At 45.0% G+C, this 16,716-nt stretch carries 14 protein-coding genes; 4 read left to right on the top strand and 10 right to left on the bottom strand.

Going from position 1 to position 16,716, the window contains the following annotated elements; genetic code table 11:
• From SRRS_RS01730 to SRRS_RS01695, 8 genes are all read right to left on the bottom strand, one after another.
• Complete coding sequence (locus tag SRRS_RS01730) at positions 1-1,200, bottom strand: Ger(x)C family spore germination protein (protein WP_371365674.1); 1,200 nt, start codon at positions 1,198-1,200, stop codon at positions 1-3.
• Positions 1,201-1,216: 16 nt separating this feature from the next.
• A complete protein-coding gene (locus SRRS_RS01725) occupies positions 1,217-2,452 on the bottom strand; it encodes a Ger(x)C family spore germination protein (protein ID WP_371365672.1) in 1,236 nt (411 codons plus the stop codon).
• Positions 2,442-3,554 (bottom strand): GerAB/ArcD/ProY family transporter, encoded by a 1,113-nt coding sequence (locus tag SRRS_RS01720; RefSeq protein ID WP_371365670.1) that lies wholly within the window; start codon positions 3,552-3,554, stop codon positions 2,442-2,444. The genes SRRS_RS01725 and SRRS_RS01720 overlap by 11 nt, the downstream gene beginning before the upstream one ends.
• A 127-nt stretch (positions 3,555-3,681) precedes the next feature.
• The gene (locus SRRS_RS01715; RefSeq protein ID WP_371365668.1) at positions 3,682-4,791 is read right to left on the bottom strand and encodes a GerAB/ArcD/ProY family transporter; all 1,110 of its coding nucleotides are present in this window, start codon (positions 4,789-4,791) and stop codon (positions 3,682-3,684) included.
• 3 nt (positions 4,792-4,794) lie between these two features.
• Positions 4,795-6,444 carry a spore germination protein gene (locus SRRS_RS01710; RefSeq protein ID WP_371365667.1) on the bottom strand — a complete coding sequence of 550 codons (1,650 nt, stop codon included), beginning with the start codon at positions 6,442-6,444 and terminating at the stop codon, positions 4,795-4,797.
• A gap of 13 nt (positions 6,445-6,457) precedes the next feature.
• Positions 6,458-6,931, bottom strand: a complete 474-nt coding sequence (locus SRRS_RS01705; RefSeq protein ID WP_371365665.1) for a hypothetical protein — start codon at positions 6,929-6,931, stop codon at positions 6,458-6,460.
• Between the two features lie 28 nt (positions 6,932-6,959).
• Positions 6,960-7,715: a hypothetical protein gene (locus SRRS_RS01700; protein ID WP_371365663.1), complete on the bottom strand. Its 756-nt coding sequence runs from the start codon at positions 7,713-7,715 to the stop codon at positions 6,960-6,962.
• Between the two features lie 29 nt (positions 7,716-7,744).
• Positions 7,745-8,704: a SpoIID/LytB domain-containing protein gene (locus tag SRRS_RS01695; protein ID WP_371365661.1), complete on the bottom strand. Its 960-nt coding sequence runs from the start codon at positions 8,702-8,704 to the stop codon at positions 7,745-7,747.
• Positions 8,705-8,901: 197 nt separating this feature from the next.
• Between SRRS_RS01695 and SRRS_RS01690 the strand changes: the two genes are divergently transcribed.
• The 4 genes from SRRS_RS01690 to SRRS_RS01675 all read left to right on the top strand — a co-directional run bounded on the left by SRRS_RS01690 (position 8,902) and on the right by SRRS_RS01675 (position 14,770).
• Positions 8,902-10,800, top strand: coding sequence for a GGDEF domain-containing protein (locus tag SRRS_RS01690; RefSeq protein ID WP_371365660.1), 1,899 nt, complete (start codon positions 8,902-8,904; stop codon positions 10,798-10,800).
• A gap of 178 nt (positions 10,801-10,978) precedes the next feature.
• Entirely contained in the window at positions 10,979-12,142 is a 1,164-nt protein-coding gene (locus SRRS_RS01685) for a glycosyltransferase (protein WP_371365658.1), read from the top strand.
• Between the two features lie 45 nt (positions 12,143-12,187).
• On the top strand, positions 12,188-12,916 hold the full coding sequence (locus tag SRRS_RS01680; protein WP_371365656.1) for a zinc dependent phospholipase C family protein: 729 nt from the start codon (positions 12,188-12,190) through the stop codon (positions 12,914-12,916).
• 258 nt (positions 12,917-13,174) lie between these two features.
• Positions 13,175-14,770: a CYTH domain-containing protein gene (locus tag SRRS_RS01675; protein ID WP_371365654.1), complete on the top strand. Its 1,596-nt coding sequence runs from the start codon at positions 13,175-13,177 to the stop codon at positions 14,768-14,770.
• Positions 14,771-14,793: 23 nt separating this feature from the next.
• Here the strand turns inward: SRRS_RS01675 and pstA are convergent, their stop codons facing one another.
• Positions 14,794-15,654, bottom strand: a complete 861-nt coding sequence (pstA, locus tag SRRS_RS01670) for a phosphate ABC transporter permease PstA (protein WP_371365653.1) — start codon at positions 15,652-15,654, stop codon at positions 14,794-14,796.
• Positions 15,654-16,547, bottom strand: a complete 894-nt coding sequence (gene pstC / locus SRRS_RS01665) for a phosphate ABC transporter permease subunit PstC (RefSeq protein ID WP_371365651.1) — start codon at positions 16,545-16,547, stop codon at positions 15,654-15,656. The genes pstA and pstC overlap by 1 nt, the downstream gene beginning before the upstream one ends.
• Positions 16,548-16,716: the final 169 nt, after the last annotated feature.

Raw genomic sequence — 16,716 nt, 5'->3', positions numbered from 1 at the left:
CTATTTACGATCAGCTGTATGGCGGATAGAGACATTGACCGATACGATTAACGGAACATGGGGGAATACTTCCTCATTCCAGCGGTCTTTGATTTCTATCCATTTTTTCGGGTACTTATTCTGCAGTTTTTTCCCCATACCCAAGGAATCTACTTTCAGCGTTTGATGACGTTCATAAGCATGGACTACAGTTTTCTGTACTTCCTCGGCAAACTGTTGCTCCATTTTTTCAAGAAACTCGGCGTCAATAAGATTATGGTCATTGGGCTCCGGACATGTTTGCATTTCCCCAATACTGCCATACACGGTAATATCAAGCGTATAGTAGATGTTATCGCCGGAAACATGAGGTTCGAGAGTAGTATCATGTTGATACAGCTCCAAGGCAAAAACCCGGTCAGGATGATCCTTACAGGCAGTAGTAATAATAGCGCTCTTCTCACTACCCATAATGAATTTAGCGCCAAGAGTTTCGTACTCGTCCAGATAACCGACGACCTGTCCGTTTTTAACAATACCTATACCGCCTACTTTGATAATATCACCAGATAACTCTATTTTGGGAATCGGAATGGGAATCTTATTATCAATCCTGCCGGAAGCATAACCGAGTTCTGTCTGCACACTGCCAATATGAGGATTTTTTATGTAGTTACGGCTGATACCTGTCAAAAACAACCCATTGGGTTCACCGCCTGGCGGCTGATATTCAATAATTGGTTTCGCCTCACCTGGAGTAATGTACAATCTAATGCGCCAGCGCATCTCGGCATCGCGTGAAAACCAATCAAGTAATTGATCAATTCCTCCGTAATCCACCGCTGCCTGGCTAATCACAATGGCCTGAATGTGCTCCCAGCTGATAGGTCTGCCAAGCTGGCCGAACATATCCCTCATAATCTCGAAGAATAATCGCCCGACACCTGAAATCACATAAGTACGCTCTTTGCCCTCGCCTTGCTCGCCTTCCTGTGGCTCAATATCCAATAATTGCACACTAAGCCGGAAATTCCTGCCACCGTGCGCCTCCACAAAGGTTTCAGATTCCTTTACATCGCCATCGACTACATCAATGGCTGCAGCCAATACCATGTGTCTATTCTGCAACTCCCGTTGATCCCAACAGCCTGCAAGCGGAAGACAAATCGCACTCAGCAACAGCCACACCATTATACTTTTAGCCTGGCTCCCCTTTATCATTCGTGTTTTCCCCACTTTATTTATGCTCTCCAGCCTGATTTATCACCACATTAACAGATACCACCAGCGGAACATTGGGGTAAATCTCATCCCAATTATCCTTAATTTTGTCCCAGGTTTTAGGGTAATACAATTTGAGTTTTCTGCTGAAGTATAACATATCAACTCCCAGGGACTGACAAGAATTTTTTCCATAGAGAACGGTACGCTTTACTTCTTCAGCCACTTTCTGCTCCACCCGGCGCACAAACTCCGGATCATCGGCACTAGAAACACGATTCATGGCTTGATATTCACCTAAATTTCCCCACATATTAATATCTAAGGTAAAGTAAATATTATCCCCGTCAACATGAGGTACAAGCTGGGTATCATGGCGGATCAGCTCGAAAGCTATTACATCACCCTCTCTGTCACCAGGAACGGTAATAATCCCCGATTTCTCGGTAACACGGACCATTCTAACACCAGCAACAGCACGTTCGTCGATATAGCCGACAAACTTATCTTTTTTAAACAAAGCGGCGCCGCGTACTTTAACTACATTGCCAGCCATCTCAATCCGCGGAATAGCAATGTCCATTTTATTATCCAGCTGGGTACCAACATTTCCCAAATCAATACGAGCGGCGGCAATATGCATATCTTTAATATGATTTCTGGCAATATTGGCCAAAAAAATCCCGCCGGCCTCCTTGCTGGGCGGCACATATTCAATCAGAGGCCTGGCCTCACCGGGAGTAACATACAATCTGATCCGCCAGCGCATCTCGGCATCGCGTAAGAAAAAGTCAATAATAGGTTTAACTCCCATCTCCCGCACCGCAGCTTCACTAATAATAATAGCCTGAATGTGTTCAAAATACAGACTTTTATTGCTTTGCCCCAGCATATCGCGAACAACTTCGAACAGTGACTGCCCGGTGTTTGATATAACGTAGGTTTTGCCGCCACCACCGCCTTGGCCACCACTGGTTTGACCACTACTGCCTTGACCACCCCCTCCGCCCTTAGCAATTTTTAGTATCTGCAGGCTGACCCGGTAACGCTTAACCCCATTCGGCTGCACAAAGGTTTCGGTCTTGGCCTCCTTTTTCCCCTCCCCCGGCCTTTGGCCGGCGTCTGCGGTATCAATGGCCACGGCCATGACAAAATTCCTGTCCTGCAGTTCACGTCTGTCCCAACAGCCACTGATAGTAAGGGCAATTGCTACCATAATCAGTACACCTACCAAACGCTTCTTAGCCCTCACCTGTTCTCACCCCTTGATTTTTCCACCTAGCGTAAAGATACACCAGCGGGATTATCCCTAGCGAGAGTACGGTCCCTATCAGGCCTAATAGTTTTCCTGTCATTTCGATCAATTGAGGGTCGTCCAGCAGGGTTGCACCAATAAAAATCAAGGGAACTAACGCCAATACCCAGGGACGGTGATCGGCGAATCCCCATAAATTACTCATAATTCTTGCCATCATATAAATAATTAGTAATTGTGAATTGAAAATAAGCGGCATCCATGCCAGGAGAAAATAGTTTTCCAGGCGTTCGACAAAAGTTCCCGGCAATTCAACACTGCGTACTACAACCAATGTTGGATAGGTCTCCATTTTGACCGCCTCTACTGTTAATACCCCAATTGTCATCATAACTATAACTACACAAGTCAGTGCCATAAAAATAAAGCTTGTACCCATTACCTTGATAAGCTTGTGCCGTTTTTGGCTTATTAAGGGATACAATAATAAAATTATTTCATAACCAGCATACGTTGACCACGTACTGAGCGTCGCTTTTACTACGTCAACTGGCTTATCGGTCCAAAACGGCAAAATATTCTCCGGTCGAAAGTTAAAGATTCCAGCACTCCAGATAATATTAATCATAACAACCGCAACCATAAGGGTAAATTGGACGACCCGCACAATAGTTCCTAAGTCCTGCAGCACACAATAAATGATAACTGCTAGCATTGACATGATAATAATGTCCTGCGGGGTGCGGTCAAACATAAAAAAGACCAGTACTCTGCTAAATTGACTTTGTCCCAGCCATGTCACAATAATGCACCACGACAATAATACAACAATAACACTAAGCCCGAACCATTTCCCCAAAAGCAGCGGCAAATATTCTGTCAGGTCATTGTTAGGATAATACGCTGCCAACTTAGCCATAATCCAAGCTGAACCAAAAAATAAAATACCGCCAAGAATAACACTCACCCAGGCTAACTGCCCAACCTTTGGCACTAATTGCGAAGGCAAAGCAACAAACTGGGTACCCAGCATAATCCCTACCAAGACAACCCCAAACTGATACACCGACATTTTGCTTTTTACTTCCAAATTGGCCATATACTATGCCACCACTCTCCAACTCGAATACCGGAATCACTTTGTCCAAACCCGACAGCACGGAACGCCACAGAGCTGTGCAAAGGTTAGCTCTTTTCCGGAAACCGGTACAGCATCCAGGCATTTGCTAGCCACCGGCCGATACACCGCGTTGCTTCCATTTGGCATATAGATAGACTAGCGGTATTATCCCCAAAGAGAAACTCACTCCCAATAGGGTTAATGCCTTTCCGGCCAATTGTATCAGCTCATAACCATCCAGGAGAGTTACCCCGGTATAAACCAAGGGTATTAGCGCCAATGTCCAGGGACGGTGATCCGCAAATCCACACAAATTTGTCATAATCTGCGCCATCATATAAAACAAAAGTGACTGAGCATTAAAAACCATCGGTATCCAGGCGATAAGAAAATAGTTTTCCAGGCGTTCAATAAATGTGCCCGGTAACTCAACACTGCGCACTACAACCATGGTTGGGTAGGCTTCTGCCTTGACTGTCTCTACCGATAACACTCCGACTGTCATCACAACAATAGAAACGCAAATCAGTGCCACGAAAATAAAACTGACACCCACAGTCTTGGCAATGTTGTGACGCTTTTGGCTAATTAACGGATACAACAGTAAAATTATTTCATACCCGCTGTACGTTGGCCAGGTACTTAGTGATGCCTTTAAAATTTCTATTGGCTTATCAATAGTCAACGGCAGGAGATTCTCCGGCTGAAAGTTAAAAATTCCGGCACTCCAGACAGTATTAATCATGACAATCGAAACCGCAAAGGTAAACTGAGCTACCCGCAGAATGGTACCTAAATCCTGCATCACATTATAAACTATGACCGCAAGCATCGACATAAAAACGACATCTGGCGGTGTGCGGTCAAACATATAAAACACCAAGACCTTGCTGAACTGATTTTGCCCTAACCATATTAATATGAAATCCCATAAAATTAATACGCCAATAACGCTGAGCCCGAGCCATTTACCCAATAGTCGCGGCAGGTATTCCGTAAGGTCGTTGTTAGGATAAAGCGCTGCCAACTTAAGCATCAGCCAGGCCGCGCCAAAAAATAAAACACCGCCAACGATGACACTTATCCACGCATGCTGTCCAGCCTTGGGTACTAATTGTACTGGCAGGCCAATAAACTGTGTTCCCAGTATAATAGCCGCCAAAAATACGCCAAATTGCGTTGCCGACATTTTGTTCTTTACTTCCAGATTAGCCATAAGCTAACTGTCACCCGCCCGTTTCCGATCCTGTGCACCGAACTGAATAGGTCTAGTCTTCATAAACTTCTGCGGTACCCGGATAAGTTTATCTTTCCAATCAGAGAAAGTATCGACATCAAACATATCACCTAGATACGACTCCCCGAAATTTCTTAGTGAACAAAGGTGTACCGTAAGAATAAGAACGCCCAACATAACTCCATATAACCCCAGGACAGCCGCCAAGAACAAAATCGGAATTCTGAGCGCCCGCAGCCCCAGACCAAAAGAGTAAAACGGCATAACATAGGATGAAATGGCGGTAGTTGCCGTCACGACAACCAGAAACGGATTGACCAATCCGGCCTGCACAACCGTATTCCCAATAACAAAAGCCCCAACCATACTGGCTGCGCTGGCAACCTTCTTGGGCAACCGGATAACTGCTTCCTGAAACAGTTCAAGCAGTACTTCCATTAATATTGCTTCTAGGAAGGAGGGGAACGGCGTCCGCGCTCTAAGCTCTGCCAGGGAGATCGCCAAACCGGTTGGCAGCATGCCGGGATGAAAGGATACTATCGCAATATATAGTCCCGGCAAGTAAATGGCCAAAAACGCAGCCACATGGCGGCTGAACCGGACCAAACTGGCAACAGAAGCCGGTATGGTATAATCATCTACTGCCTGCATAATGCTGGCATAGGTACAAGGGACAATAATGGCTGCCGGCGTATTATCGACAAGAATGCCTACCCGGCCTTCATAGACAGCACCCATTATTTTTTCCGGCCGTTCTGTTGATTCTATTTGCGGAAACGGCGTCCAGGGATGCTCCACTAAGAACTCCTCGATCTCTTTGGATAATAATATGCTGTCAACGCTGATGTTCCTGAGCCGCCGTTCTACTTCTTCGGTTAAACCAGGTTTAACCAAATTGGCGGAATAAATGAGCGCTATCGCTGTTTTACTGCGTTCACCCACTTCAAAAATGCGAATTTTGATATTTGTGTCCCGGGCACGGCGTCTTAACAGTACGAGGTTATCTGCCAAGGTTTCATTGAAAGCATCCTGCGGTCCCCGTATATTCTCCTCAAGCGCAGGAATACTTACATTGCGTTTTACATGCTTAGTGGTGACAATCGACAGCATTTCCCGCATACCATCAATCATAATAAGCGCATTGCCGCTCATTACAGCCTCAATTGCGGTATTAGCACTTATTTCAATTTTAGGGGCGACTATAGCTAACTGTTCCTCAATCAATTTTTTAAAATCGATAGTGGGAGTTGTAATCGCCATAAGCGGTTTCAAAACATTATTTTCAAGTTTTCTTATATCAGTCATACCATCAAGTGATACCAAGAGTGACTGCCTGCCGCCTATCTTAAAAAACCGGAACTTGATATCATTGCAATCGCGAAATACTGTTCTTAGCAAGGTAACATTTTGCGCTAACTCCGGTGTAAAAACAAACATCTCGTCAGCCGGAGCCGGTACAGCCCTGAGATCGGCTACAATCCGTGACATTTCTTCGCCCACTTGAGCTCCCTGACTAGTAAGCTGACGTAATATTGCAACACGCTCTTTTAATTTGGCAAGAGAATTCTCCGGTAAGGCTGCCGACAGTTTGTTTAAGCTTCGCTTGGGTTTATCTTTATCTGCTTTACTCACAGGCAGTCCTCCCTCATAGCTCAATTACCCCGATTGCCTGGGCCATACTGCTTGTTAAAATTTCTTTGACAAACGCAATTTGCGGCCGGTCACACCGGATAATGAGCACAACGTCACCGCAATTACTACCTGAGCGCATTTCTTTCGCAATTGTCTTCGCTTGTCTGCTCTTCATATAAACGATGGACCCTGTCAGCCATATGCTTGTTCCGCAAAATAAAAAAATTAATCCCCATACAATAGGCCCCCAGTACCAAAGAAAGCCGTAAATTGTTCCCAGCACCATGGAAAATGTCCCAAAGGCTAACGCCCCGCCCAGCAAGCTAACACCGTCAGAGGAATGAATAGAGTCAAAAACATGGAAGGCATAGCGCTGTCGCTGTAACGGTACAGCTAAAATGCTGTCTTTAGCCATTCCATGCTCCTCCAGTTGGGTGATGGCTATTTCTAACTGTAATGAGTGATTAAAAGTAGCAATAATATACATACATTCCGGCCTTCCGCTATCTCTTGTTCTATATTGGCATTTTGAAACTACCGTCTTGGTATTCTGACTCCAAAAACTGGGCCTGTTCTTGATCAAACAGCTTGTTATATTCCACACAATGGCTATACGAATCAAACAGGGTAAAGCAATATAGCGAGGGCAAAAATAATAACCACTGCGGATTGGTTGAAGCAGCTACGCGGCTAAAGTCACCTATAAGGGTAAGGTGAAAAGCCGGTAAAAAGCCCGAAAAGTAGACAGCCGTAACCCACGCTACCATAATAATGAGGCCGGTTACCAGCCTGGTAATATAAATGTGGCCAATCCCAGGCATAAGCATTGACCAGATAATGGTAATATACGGCAGTCTTTTATCCAGGATGTTAGCGCCCATACCGTTAAATACCTGAGGACTAATATTTAATAGCCCGTTCCGACTTATTCGGGCTACTTTATTAAATTCCAAAGACAGCCGGTAACTGCCCCAGATTCCAAAAATGTACATTGGGCAATACATTAGCAGCCAGCGGGTATCAATTATAGTTGCACTTAATTCAAATCTGCCGGTAAATGCATAAATGATGGCCATGTTTAGATTGGAGTTAAGATTAACAATAAACTCCCAAATTATCAAAAAATAGCCTTTAATATAGCAGCCCAGATAAATATGGCCAAAACCTGGAAAAGCCGCCGACCACCAGGCCGCAAGACCTGGTGACCGACGATGCATAATTGCAGTATTGTAAAAAGTGATATGGGCTTTTTCCCGGCGGACTTGTCTCATCTACTGCGCTCCTATCTTGCTAAGCAATACTAATCCCAGCGTTTCTCAACTGTTACGTCTTTGAAGTAGTGGGTAACAATTTCTTCCGGTTTTTTGCCATCTTTGGCCATACGGTTAGCCCCCCATTGGGACATGCCAACCCCATGACCATAACCCTTACCGGCAAAGGTTACATTTTCTTCACTTACTACGATTTTGTCCAATAACATGGATTTTAGTTTTGTGCTATCTAATGCTACCCTGAAATCAGGTCCGGATACTTCGACCGATTTGTTGACCATAAGTACAGTAGCCCGCCCTGACGGACCTTTTTGGGCAATCTCTATACTGCTAATATCATTAACCTTTTTGCCAATTTTACTCATAGCAGCCATTACATCTTCTTTCGGAAAGACAACAGTCCAGTTCTTGACATCGTCCGGAGCCAAATCATCGGGTGACTGAACAGATTGAACATATGGCGGCTCAGCCTCGCGATAGTTAAGCCCTTCTTTAGCTGTTGCCGTAATACCGCCAGCCGAAGCATGGAACCAGCCTTTAATAGGTTTACCCTGGTAGGTTATGATCATACCGCGTGTCATTTGCACGGCTTTTTTAACATTGTCATTAACAGCTTTGGCGTTATAAGCCTGAAACTCTTTTATATCTGTGGAAGCCTGAGTTCCACGCGCTGGAACACCGCCTTTTGTTTCAATAGCCTCTACCGTAAAAGTACGGGCAATTATAGCTTGAGCGGCCAAAGCCTCTACCGGCCAGTCCGACTTCATTTCTCCGGCTACCACTCCGGCAATATAATCTTCCATCTTCATCGTCTTCTTTTCGCCTGTTTCATGCATAAACACGCTAATATCCGGTTCCTGCTGCTGCGCCGTCTGCTTCGGAGCCGGAGCGGGTGCTTCAGGCTTTTGCTGAGGTAATTTGTTACAGCCTGTAAACACCAAACTCAAAGCTAAACATATTACCAAGCATGCTACAACTTTTTTGTTCATCCTAAATCCTCCTCGCGAAACATTTTTTTCTATATTATTATGGCAAATGAATACACAGTACATACGCTTGGAAAAAAATTAACAAAATCATTACAATCTGCTGGCAATTTTTTCATTATAATTAAAATAAATAAGGAAACAATGATCCGTACGTTACCGCTTATATGCCGTATGAATACGCATTGGAGGAATCACCTATGCCGCTAAGACTTTTTAGATGGGCAGAGCGTATCTATAACGATGTTTTAGCCTTCCATCAGCTATCATTTCAAGCCACCAGCCTCGCCTTCCCTAGTTTGGCATTTCCGCAAACACCAAGTTCTGACACCGAACTTACAGAAGAACTTGACTTAATCATTAAAAATAAAAGAATCACACCGGTTTTCCAGCCTATAGTTAATCTAAAAACGGGAAGTATTATGGGCTATGAAGCGTTAAGCCGCGGACCGTCAGGCAGCCCCCTGCAATATCCGTCTACACTATTTAACATAGCAATAAGGAATAACAGGTTGCTGGCGCTTGAGCAGGTTTGCCGGGAAGCAGCCCTTAGTCATGTTACTGCTTTAGGAGCAAACCAGCGCCTGTTTCTCAACATGAATGCCGAAGTTATCAAAGATCCGGATTTTCGTGGTGGACTAACCAAAACACTGTTGCTCCGGCAGGGTCTGAACCCCGATCAGGTTACGTTTGAAATAACCGAGCGTACTGCCATTACCGATTTCGACAGCTTCTCCAAATCTCTCAACCATTACCGCGAGCAAGGGTATCGTATCGCTGTAGATGATGCTGGCGCTGGCTATTCCAGCCTGGAAGCCATCACCGCGCTCAAACCCCATTACATCAAACTGGACCGTTCTATTGTTCATAATGTCGATAAAGATCCGCTCAAACAGGCCATGCTTGATGCTATGTATAAATTATCCGGAGTGATTCATAGTAAAATTATTGCTGAAGGTATTGAGAGCGCCGATGAATTGGCGATCTTAATCAGCAAAGGAGTTCATTATGGCCAGGGCTATTTTTTGGCGAAACCAAGTTTTCCGCCGCCTGACATATCGCCAGAAGTACTTAAAGCCATTGCCGACTGCAACTTACGTGATAAACTAACCAAGTCCCGTTTCCGTAAAGGCCTTGGATTTTGCATCGGTGATATCGTAGAACAAATTCCCATTGCGCAACCCTCCGCGATGGTAAACACGGTGGAGAAAATTTTCACCCGCGAACAGATTAAAGGTATAGCCGTCGTCGAGGATGACCGGCCTGTCGGCTTATTAATGAAAGACAAGCTTTATTATCATTTAGGTACAAATTATGGCATATCACTATACTACCGGCGACCGGTTGAGCGCGTGATGGACAAAAGCCCACTTATTGTGAGTGCCGATCTACCGTTGGAAGCGGTATCACAAATGGCTATGGGACGGGAAGAATATAATTTGTATGATCTTATTCTGGTAGTCCGGGACAATAAACTTCTAGGTGCTGTTTCTGTTATGGCACTGTTAAATAAAATAACCAACCTGCAGCTTCACCGGGCTCATAATTCTAATCCGCTGACAGGCCTGCCGGGAAATCTTGTTATCGAAGACAGACTAAAAGAGCTTATCGAGGCCAAAGAACCTTTTGCTATTATGTATCTTGACCTTGATAGCTTTAAAGCGTACAATGATAAATATGGGTTTGAGCGCGGCGATAAAGTATTACTCTTAACCTCTACAGTATTAAGCCTAAGCATTGCTAAATCAGGCTCGGTTGATGACTTTTTAGGTCATATCGGCGGCGACGACTTTATAATTATTACTAAGCCTGAATATGCACAAAATATTTCATCTACAATTGTTGAAATGTTTGACACTGAGGTAAAAAGCCAGTATCATCCATCTGATTTGGCAAAAGGCCATTTAGAAGTCAAAAATCGTAAAGGGCAGCTTGAATGTTTCCCGATTGTGTCTATTTCCATCGCAGTAATATTTAGCAGAGAGCATGCGTTCACAAATTATCTTGAAGTTGCTGAAGTAGCTGCCGATCTAAAAAAACTAGCAAAACAAATAGTCGGTTCCTGTGTTGTCTATGACCGCAAAGAACAACGACATTAATCCGGCTATAGCCTAGCCATAAAAAGTACCTAACACGCGCCGCGCTTGTTGTTCAACAAAGTAGCAATGAACGCGGGCGTTTTTTTGTATTAAATTAACACACTATTAACCTGGTATTAACAAACAAGCGCTTTCAAGCGAGCTATAATTAAAGTAAGGTTAGTGGCGAGGTGATAACATGTCGTCCAAAAAAAATCTGACCAAAATTTTATTAGTATCCGCCTCAATAGGATCTGGGCATACTCAGGCTGCAGAGGCCATTAAAGCTTCCCTGGAAAACCGTCAATTGGCTACAACTGAAGTTGTTGACTTCATGGCCGGGGAGAACTCCTATCTTAGTACTCTGCTAAAAGAAACTTACCTCAAAATGATTGACATTTTTCCGGATACATATGACCTAATGTACAGGCTATCGCAAATGCCGCTCTCTGGCAGCAAAGTACAAAACCTATTGTCTATGACCCTAAAACGGAGTATGTTAAAACTAGTTCAGGACCACCGACCTGATGCTATTCTCTGCACCCATCCTTTCCCTTGCGGTGCGGCAGCCTATCTAAAACGCACACACAGGCTTACAGTTCCACTGATTGGTGTTATTACTGATTTTGCTATTCATCGTTTTTGGTGTTATAACGAAACCGATTTATACTTTGTAGCTTCACCCGAGCTTAAATTGGAGCTGGCGCAACAAGGGATCAACACCGCTCACATCCGCGATACAGGCATCCCAGTGAGCTCTAAATTCAGTCATCCACCGGCATTAGCTGAACAGGCAGCTGTCCGGCAAACACTTGGTTTTTCCAATACTTATCCTGTAATCCTAATTATGGGCGGCGGACTTGGTCTAGGGGATTTGGAGCAGGCTGTACTTTCGATCGATTCTTTGTCCCTGCCTTTTAATCTAATCGTAGTTGCCGGGCGCAACGCGACACTCCGTCGCAGTCTATCGACAAAAGCCCAATATCTCCATCACCCTATTAAAGTCTTAGGATATACCAGTCATGTCCCAGAACTCATGGCAGCTGCCAGCTTGCTGATTACCAAGCCCGGTGGGCTAACTATCAGCGAAGCCCTCTCAATGCAACTACCTATGCTTTTATGCCAAGCCATACCTGGTCAAGAAGAGGAAAATGCAGCTTACTTAACTAGTAAAGGTGCCGCACTTTGGGCCCAAAATAATCACGATTTGGCCAATACTGTATCTGAACTTCTTACGCAGCCAGAGCGGCTGCGTGTTATGATGGAGAAAACAGCCCAGCTTGCCCATCCCTATGCAGCTCAAACTATCGCTGACGTTATCTTCCAGGAGCTGTTTAGAACAGGAGCGGCAGCCAATCGCTAACTATAGCTGTTTAAAAGTTAAATTACTGAACGGGAGGAAATGACTATGGAACCAGAGTCACTACCGGCAGTACACACTGGAGCGACAGGAACCAAGTTACTTCTCACTGCAGTCAGTCCCCTGCAAGGGTTATTTGACCAGCCAAGCAAAACTCATGAATTTCTTAACCGCCAAGCTATTATTATACTGTCTAGAGACGGTCTAGAATCTAACGCCTGCTTTATACAACATTATCTCTCTGAACTTAATGCTGGTATATACTGGGCTGATAAGGGCTGGAAAAATGTCAGCCATTATTATGAGCCACTAACAGGCAAAGGCCTCTGGTATTTTGCCAATGCACTAGATGTCTTTTCTGCCTATTTCACCGCCGCCATAAAAAGCGCAAGACAGCTGGATTTTGCAAAAAGTGTTTTCCTGCTGGGCGCAGCTGCACATCTACTGCAGGATGTTTGTGTCCCTCATCACGCTAGGGCTAAGCTCTTTTCCGGCCATAAAGAATACGAAAACTGGGTGAAAGCAAACCACACCGACTTTAGTGTAGAAACGCAAGGAATCTATATTGCTCACAAGAACCCGTTGCCGCTGTTAGTCAATAACGCGACGGCCGCAGCCGATTTCCTCGACTGGGTAACAGAAGAAAACCACACCCGCTTTCATACGGTATCCACACATCTGCTGCCCTTAGCCCAACAGAGCACAGCCGGCCTGTTTGAACATTTCTGCACTATGGCCGCTATAAATCGACGTAATATAGGGATGATTGTGGCTTAATATAATTGATCAAAACAGACAAAGACCCGAGGCAACCTGAATATCAGGAGGCCTCGGGTCTTATAAGTAAAACATGTTTCAGGTGGACTTTTTCTCCATCTGAAGCTAGTCATTGGATAATAATTTGCCCTTGCATTACCAAAAGGTAGCTAGCCTCAAACAAAATTATTGGAGAATAGAGGCGTTATTCTAAAAAACGCGAATACTATATACAACATTCTACATTTTGGCACGCCATACTTAAGGAGGTGATCGCCGGTGACCACCATCGAAGCCGAACTCAAACTACGCCTGGCTGACCCTGCCTGTCTCACCAGTATACTTGAAACTCCTTTATTACAGGAGATGTCCTCACAACCACCTTGTAAACAAACTCTGGAAACGACCTATTATGACACTCCTGACCAGAGTCTGCTCAGATCCAGGCTGTCTTACCGACTGCGTTTGGCCGACGGCGAATGGGTTGCCACCGTCAAGGCTGACGGTACTAGTGACGGCGGACTTCACCAACGGGCTGAATTTAATGTACCGGTTAATAATCCGCTGCCTGAAATTGCTCCCTTTCTCACTACCGAGATTGGTGCCCGGCTATCAGAAGCTGTCGGAGACTTTCCACTAGAGCCGGTATTCAGCACCAAGTTTGATCGACACATAAGGAATCTTATAACACCAGACGGCAGCGTTATTGAATTGGCGATTGACGATGGCGAGATTATCGCCGGTGACAAACGCCAAGCTATTTTGGAGCTGGAATTAGAATTGAAAGCCGGACAACCGCAGTCTCTCATCTGGCTGGGAGCTTTGTTAGCTGCCGAATTCCCACTGCTTCCTGAACGGGATAGCAAACTATACCGGGCTACCCTGCTGGCGGGGTTGGCTGATGGTCTTGCCAGTGACACGCCCCTGCCTTCCCCAGTAAAAAAAATTAGCACAGCCTTTCCTGCACGCCAAGTACTGTGCCAAACCATGATTTACTATATTCATGAAGCGATTCGGGCCCAGCAATCCTTTTTATCAGCCCCTAACGATACCGGCACCCTGCAGGAACTCCAGAATATGTTGCAAAAGATCTATGCACTCTTAGAATTCACACAGCCGCTGCTGCCACTGGAAGAATATCTGCGCTGGCAAAAAGAACTCACCGCCTGGGATACCCAACTTAGCCGTATTCGCGATTTTGCTATCTTTCAACATGCCTGGGATGAACTTACGGAATATACGGCACAAACAATTCCCAACACCCCCGGCAAACAAGTATTAACTTCCTTACTTGCCGGTAAAAGTGAAACCATCAGAACCAACTTTTATGCTAAAGCTGCTAGAGGACAACTTACCCCCGTGTTTCTGGGCTTATGGTCATATTTACAGACTTATGCTGAACAAAGCCTGGATGATAATATTTTATTTAAGGAATTCTCCCGCGACCGCTTAGCCGAGTGGCTAACCCAGTTCCTGGACCAAGGCAGTAACCTGACCCTTACCAATCCGGAACTTGTCCAGCAAATCGATCTTTCCGGCAAACGCCTGCAATACATCCTGGAAGCATTAGCCGCCGCCCTGCCACACAGTACGGAATTACTTGCTGCGCGCCTCGAGAAACTTCAGGAGGTATTGAGTAGTATACAGAATATTACCCTTACCCCGATTTTTCTGCATGAAGTAGTCAAAGCTTCTGCCAGCAGGCTAACGCACAGGGATGCCGGGCTTATCACCGGCTGGCAGCTCGCCAAATCAGCGGCCGCTAAAAGCGGCTGGAAAAAAGCCTGGTCTAAAGTAACCAAGGCTGCTTCGAAACAAAAAAAATTAAAACCACTTGATGAATATGCTCTTAAAATGCGAAGTCCTGAGATTTAGTTCTCAGGACTTTTTCATACTGTTTAATGGCCGCCGCCAGCCATGCGGCGCTGAATATATTTACTTGGCAAAGTAAACATCAAATTAAAAATAAGGATAGTTAAGATTAAGAGTGCACCGATGCCATCAGCAATTGCTACCCTGTCAGGAACCAGACCAACTGCCATGACATACCACATGTGTACAGCCAGTGTTTCGCCAGCGGCTGTGACATCAAAATCCGGCAGGCTTCTGGATACGGTAGTACCGGCGGTGAAAATCAAAATGGCCGTTTCACCTAAAGCTCTGCCGGCAGTTAAAGTAATCCCGGTAATTATGCCCGGCAGGGCGTTTGGCAGCACTATCCGCCAGATGGTTTGCCACTTAGTCGCCCCCAGTGCCAGACTAGCCTCCCGGTAATGGACAGGCACGGTCCTGATGGACTCTTCGGTTACCCTAACAAGTACCGGCAGGTTAAGCAGCATTAAAGTAAGCGAGCCACCAATAATACTGAAACCCATTCCCAGCATATTGACAAAGATTATCATTCCGAATAGACCCAGCACAATGGAAGGGACGGTAGCCAAACTCTCGGTACTTAATCTGATCATATCTGTCAGCCTGTCGTTACCGGCATATTCTGCTAAATAAATCCCGGCACCAACAGCGATCGGAATAGAAAATAACATGGATAATAGCAGGATATAGAAGGAGTTAAACAGTTGCGGTCCCACCCCACCGCCTGCGTTAATATCACTAGGCATCCCCGTGATAAAATTCCAGCTTAGTACCGGCAGTCCTTTTATCAGCATATAGCCTAAAAAGATAACAAGTATGCCGAGAATAACCATTCCCGTCAGCCACATAAAAACAGTAGCTATTTTATCCAGACTACGTGCAGACATTAAGCCAACCTCCTTGCAGCAATCTGCCGGATAATCAAAATCATTCCCAGGGATAACAGCAGCAACACAAATGCCATTAAAAACAAAGAATTTCCCCAAGCCGAACCGAAAGGAGTGTTGCCCATCTCAACAACAATTTCACTTGGCAGAGTCGAAGTTGGAGTAAACAGTGATTTGGCCATTTGCGGCGTATTACCAATAACCATTTGCACGGCCATTGTCTCGCCGATAGCTCTAGCCATAGCTAAAATAATCGAAGTTAAAATTCCTGGCAAAGCCGACGGCAACAGTACTTTGACAATAGTCTGCCAGCGAGTTGCGCCTAAGGCCAGAGAAGCCTCCTCCAAAGTTTTGGGCACAGCTCTCAGGGCATCTTCCGAAATACTGATAATGGTGGGCAATATCATAATAGACAAAATAAGCGAAGCGGCAAACAGGCCGAAGCCAGTATTAACATGAAAAAATTCCCGGATAAACGGAACCAGTATGGTTAATCCAACATAGCCGTAGACAACCGAGGGAATAGCTACATATAAGTCAGTAGCGGGTCGCATAATTTCCCGCAGCCAGGCCGGTGCAATTTTAGCCATAAACACGGCCCCGGCCAGCCCCAGCGGTGCCCCGAGCAATACTGCAAGCACAGTAACATATAGTGACCCGCTAATAAAGCTTAATGCACCTAATTTGTCCTCTGTCGGGTCCCATTTTGCAGACAAAAAGAACTCTGTGGGAGTGACTTCTTTGAAGGTCATTAACCCCTGCTGGCCTACGAATACAATGATAGATAAGATGATTATAGTCATGAGAAAAGCACTGGCAATAAACAAATAGCGAATATAGCGGTCATATAACAGCTTGAGCTGATGATTTCTATTGTCAGCAACTACAGCCATCAAGTCACATCCTGTCTAAAAAGAATAGTTCCCCTCAATTATACGTCAATCGCAAGATGCCTTTTGTTAATGGATTGTTAAGTTTGTGTTAATATTTTAGTATGCGCAAAATAGTAAAGCCTTAGGCCAAAGCCTAAGGCTTATACTATTTATTAAGGGGGAAGGAAAC

This window comes from Sporomusa rhizae, assembly GCF_041428845.1.
GTDB lineage: Bacteria > Bacillota > Negativicutes > Sporomusales > Sporomusaceae > Sporomusa > Sporomusa rhizae.
Note: the sequence above shows the minus strand (reverse complement) of the source record. Positions and strands in the feature narration are given on the sequence as shown.

What these genes read in the sequence shown, in the direction of transcription:
- SRRS_RS01730 (WP_371365674.1), bottom strand. Translation starts at nt 1,200, where the DNA reads ATGATAAAGGGGAGCCAGGCTAAAAGTATAATGGTGTGGCTGTTGCTG.
- SRRS_RS01720 (WP_371365670.1), bottom strand. Translation starts at nt 3,554, where the DNA reads ATGGCCAATTTGGAAGTAAAAAGCAAAATGTCGGTGTATCAGTTTGGG.
- SRRS_RS01715 (WP_371365668.1), bottom strand. Translation starts at nt 4,791, where the DNA reads ATGGCTAATCTGGAAGTAAAGAACAAAATGTCGGCAACGCAATTTGGC.
- SRRS_RS01705 (WP_371365665.1), bottom strand. Translation starts at nt 6,931, where the DNA reads ATGTATATTATTGCTACTTTTAATCACTCATTACAGTTAGAAATAGCC.
- SRRS_RS01700 (WP_371365663.1), bottom strand. Translation starts at nt 7,715, where the DNA reads ATGAGACAAGTCCGCCGGGAAAAAGCCCATATCACTTTTTACAATACT.
- SRRS_RS01695 (WP_371365661.1), bottom strand. Translation starts at nt 8,704, where the DNA reads ATGAACAAAAAAGTTGTAGCATGCTTGGTAATATGTTTAGCTTTGAGT.
- SRRS_RS01690 (WP_371365660.1), top strand. Translation starts at nt 8,902, where the DNA reads ATGCCGCTAAGACTTTTTAGATGGGCAGAGCGTATCTATAACGATGTT.
- SRRS_RS01685 (WP_371365658.1), top strand. Translation starts at nt 10,979, where the DNA reads ATGTCGTCCAAAAAAAATCTGACCAAAATTTTATTAGTATCCGCCTCA.
- SRRS_RS01680 (WP_371365656.1), top strand. Translation starts at nt 12,188, where the DNA reads ATGGAACCAGAGTCACTACCGGCAGTACACACTGGAGCGACAGGAACC.
- pstA (WP_371365653.1), bottom strand. Translation starts at nt 15,654, where the DNA reads ATGTCTGCACGTAGTCTGGATAAAATAGCTACTGTTTTTATGTGGCTG.
- pstC (WP_371365651.1), bottom strand. Translation starts at nt 16,547, where the DNA reads ATGGCTGTAGTTGCTGACAATAGAAATCATCAGCTCAAGCTGTTATAT.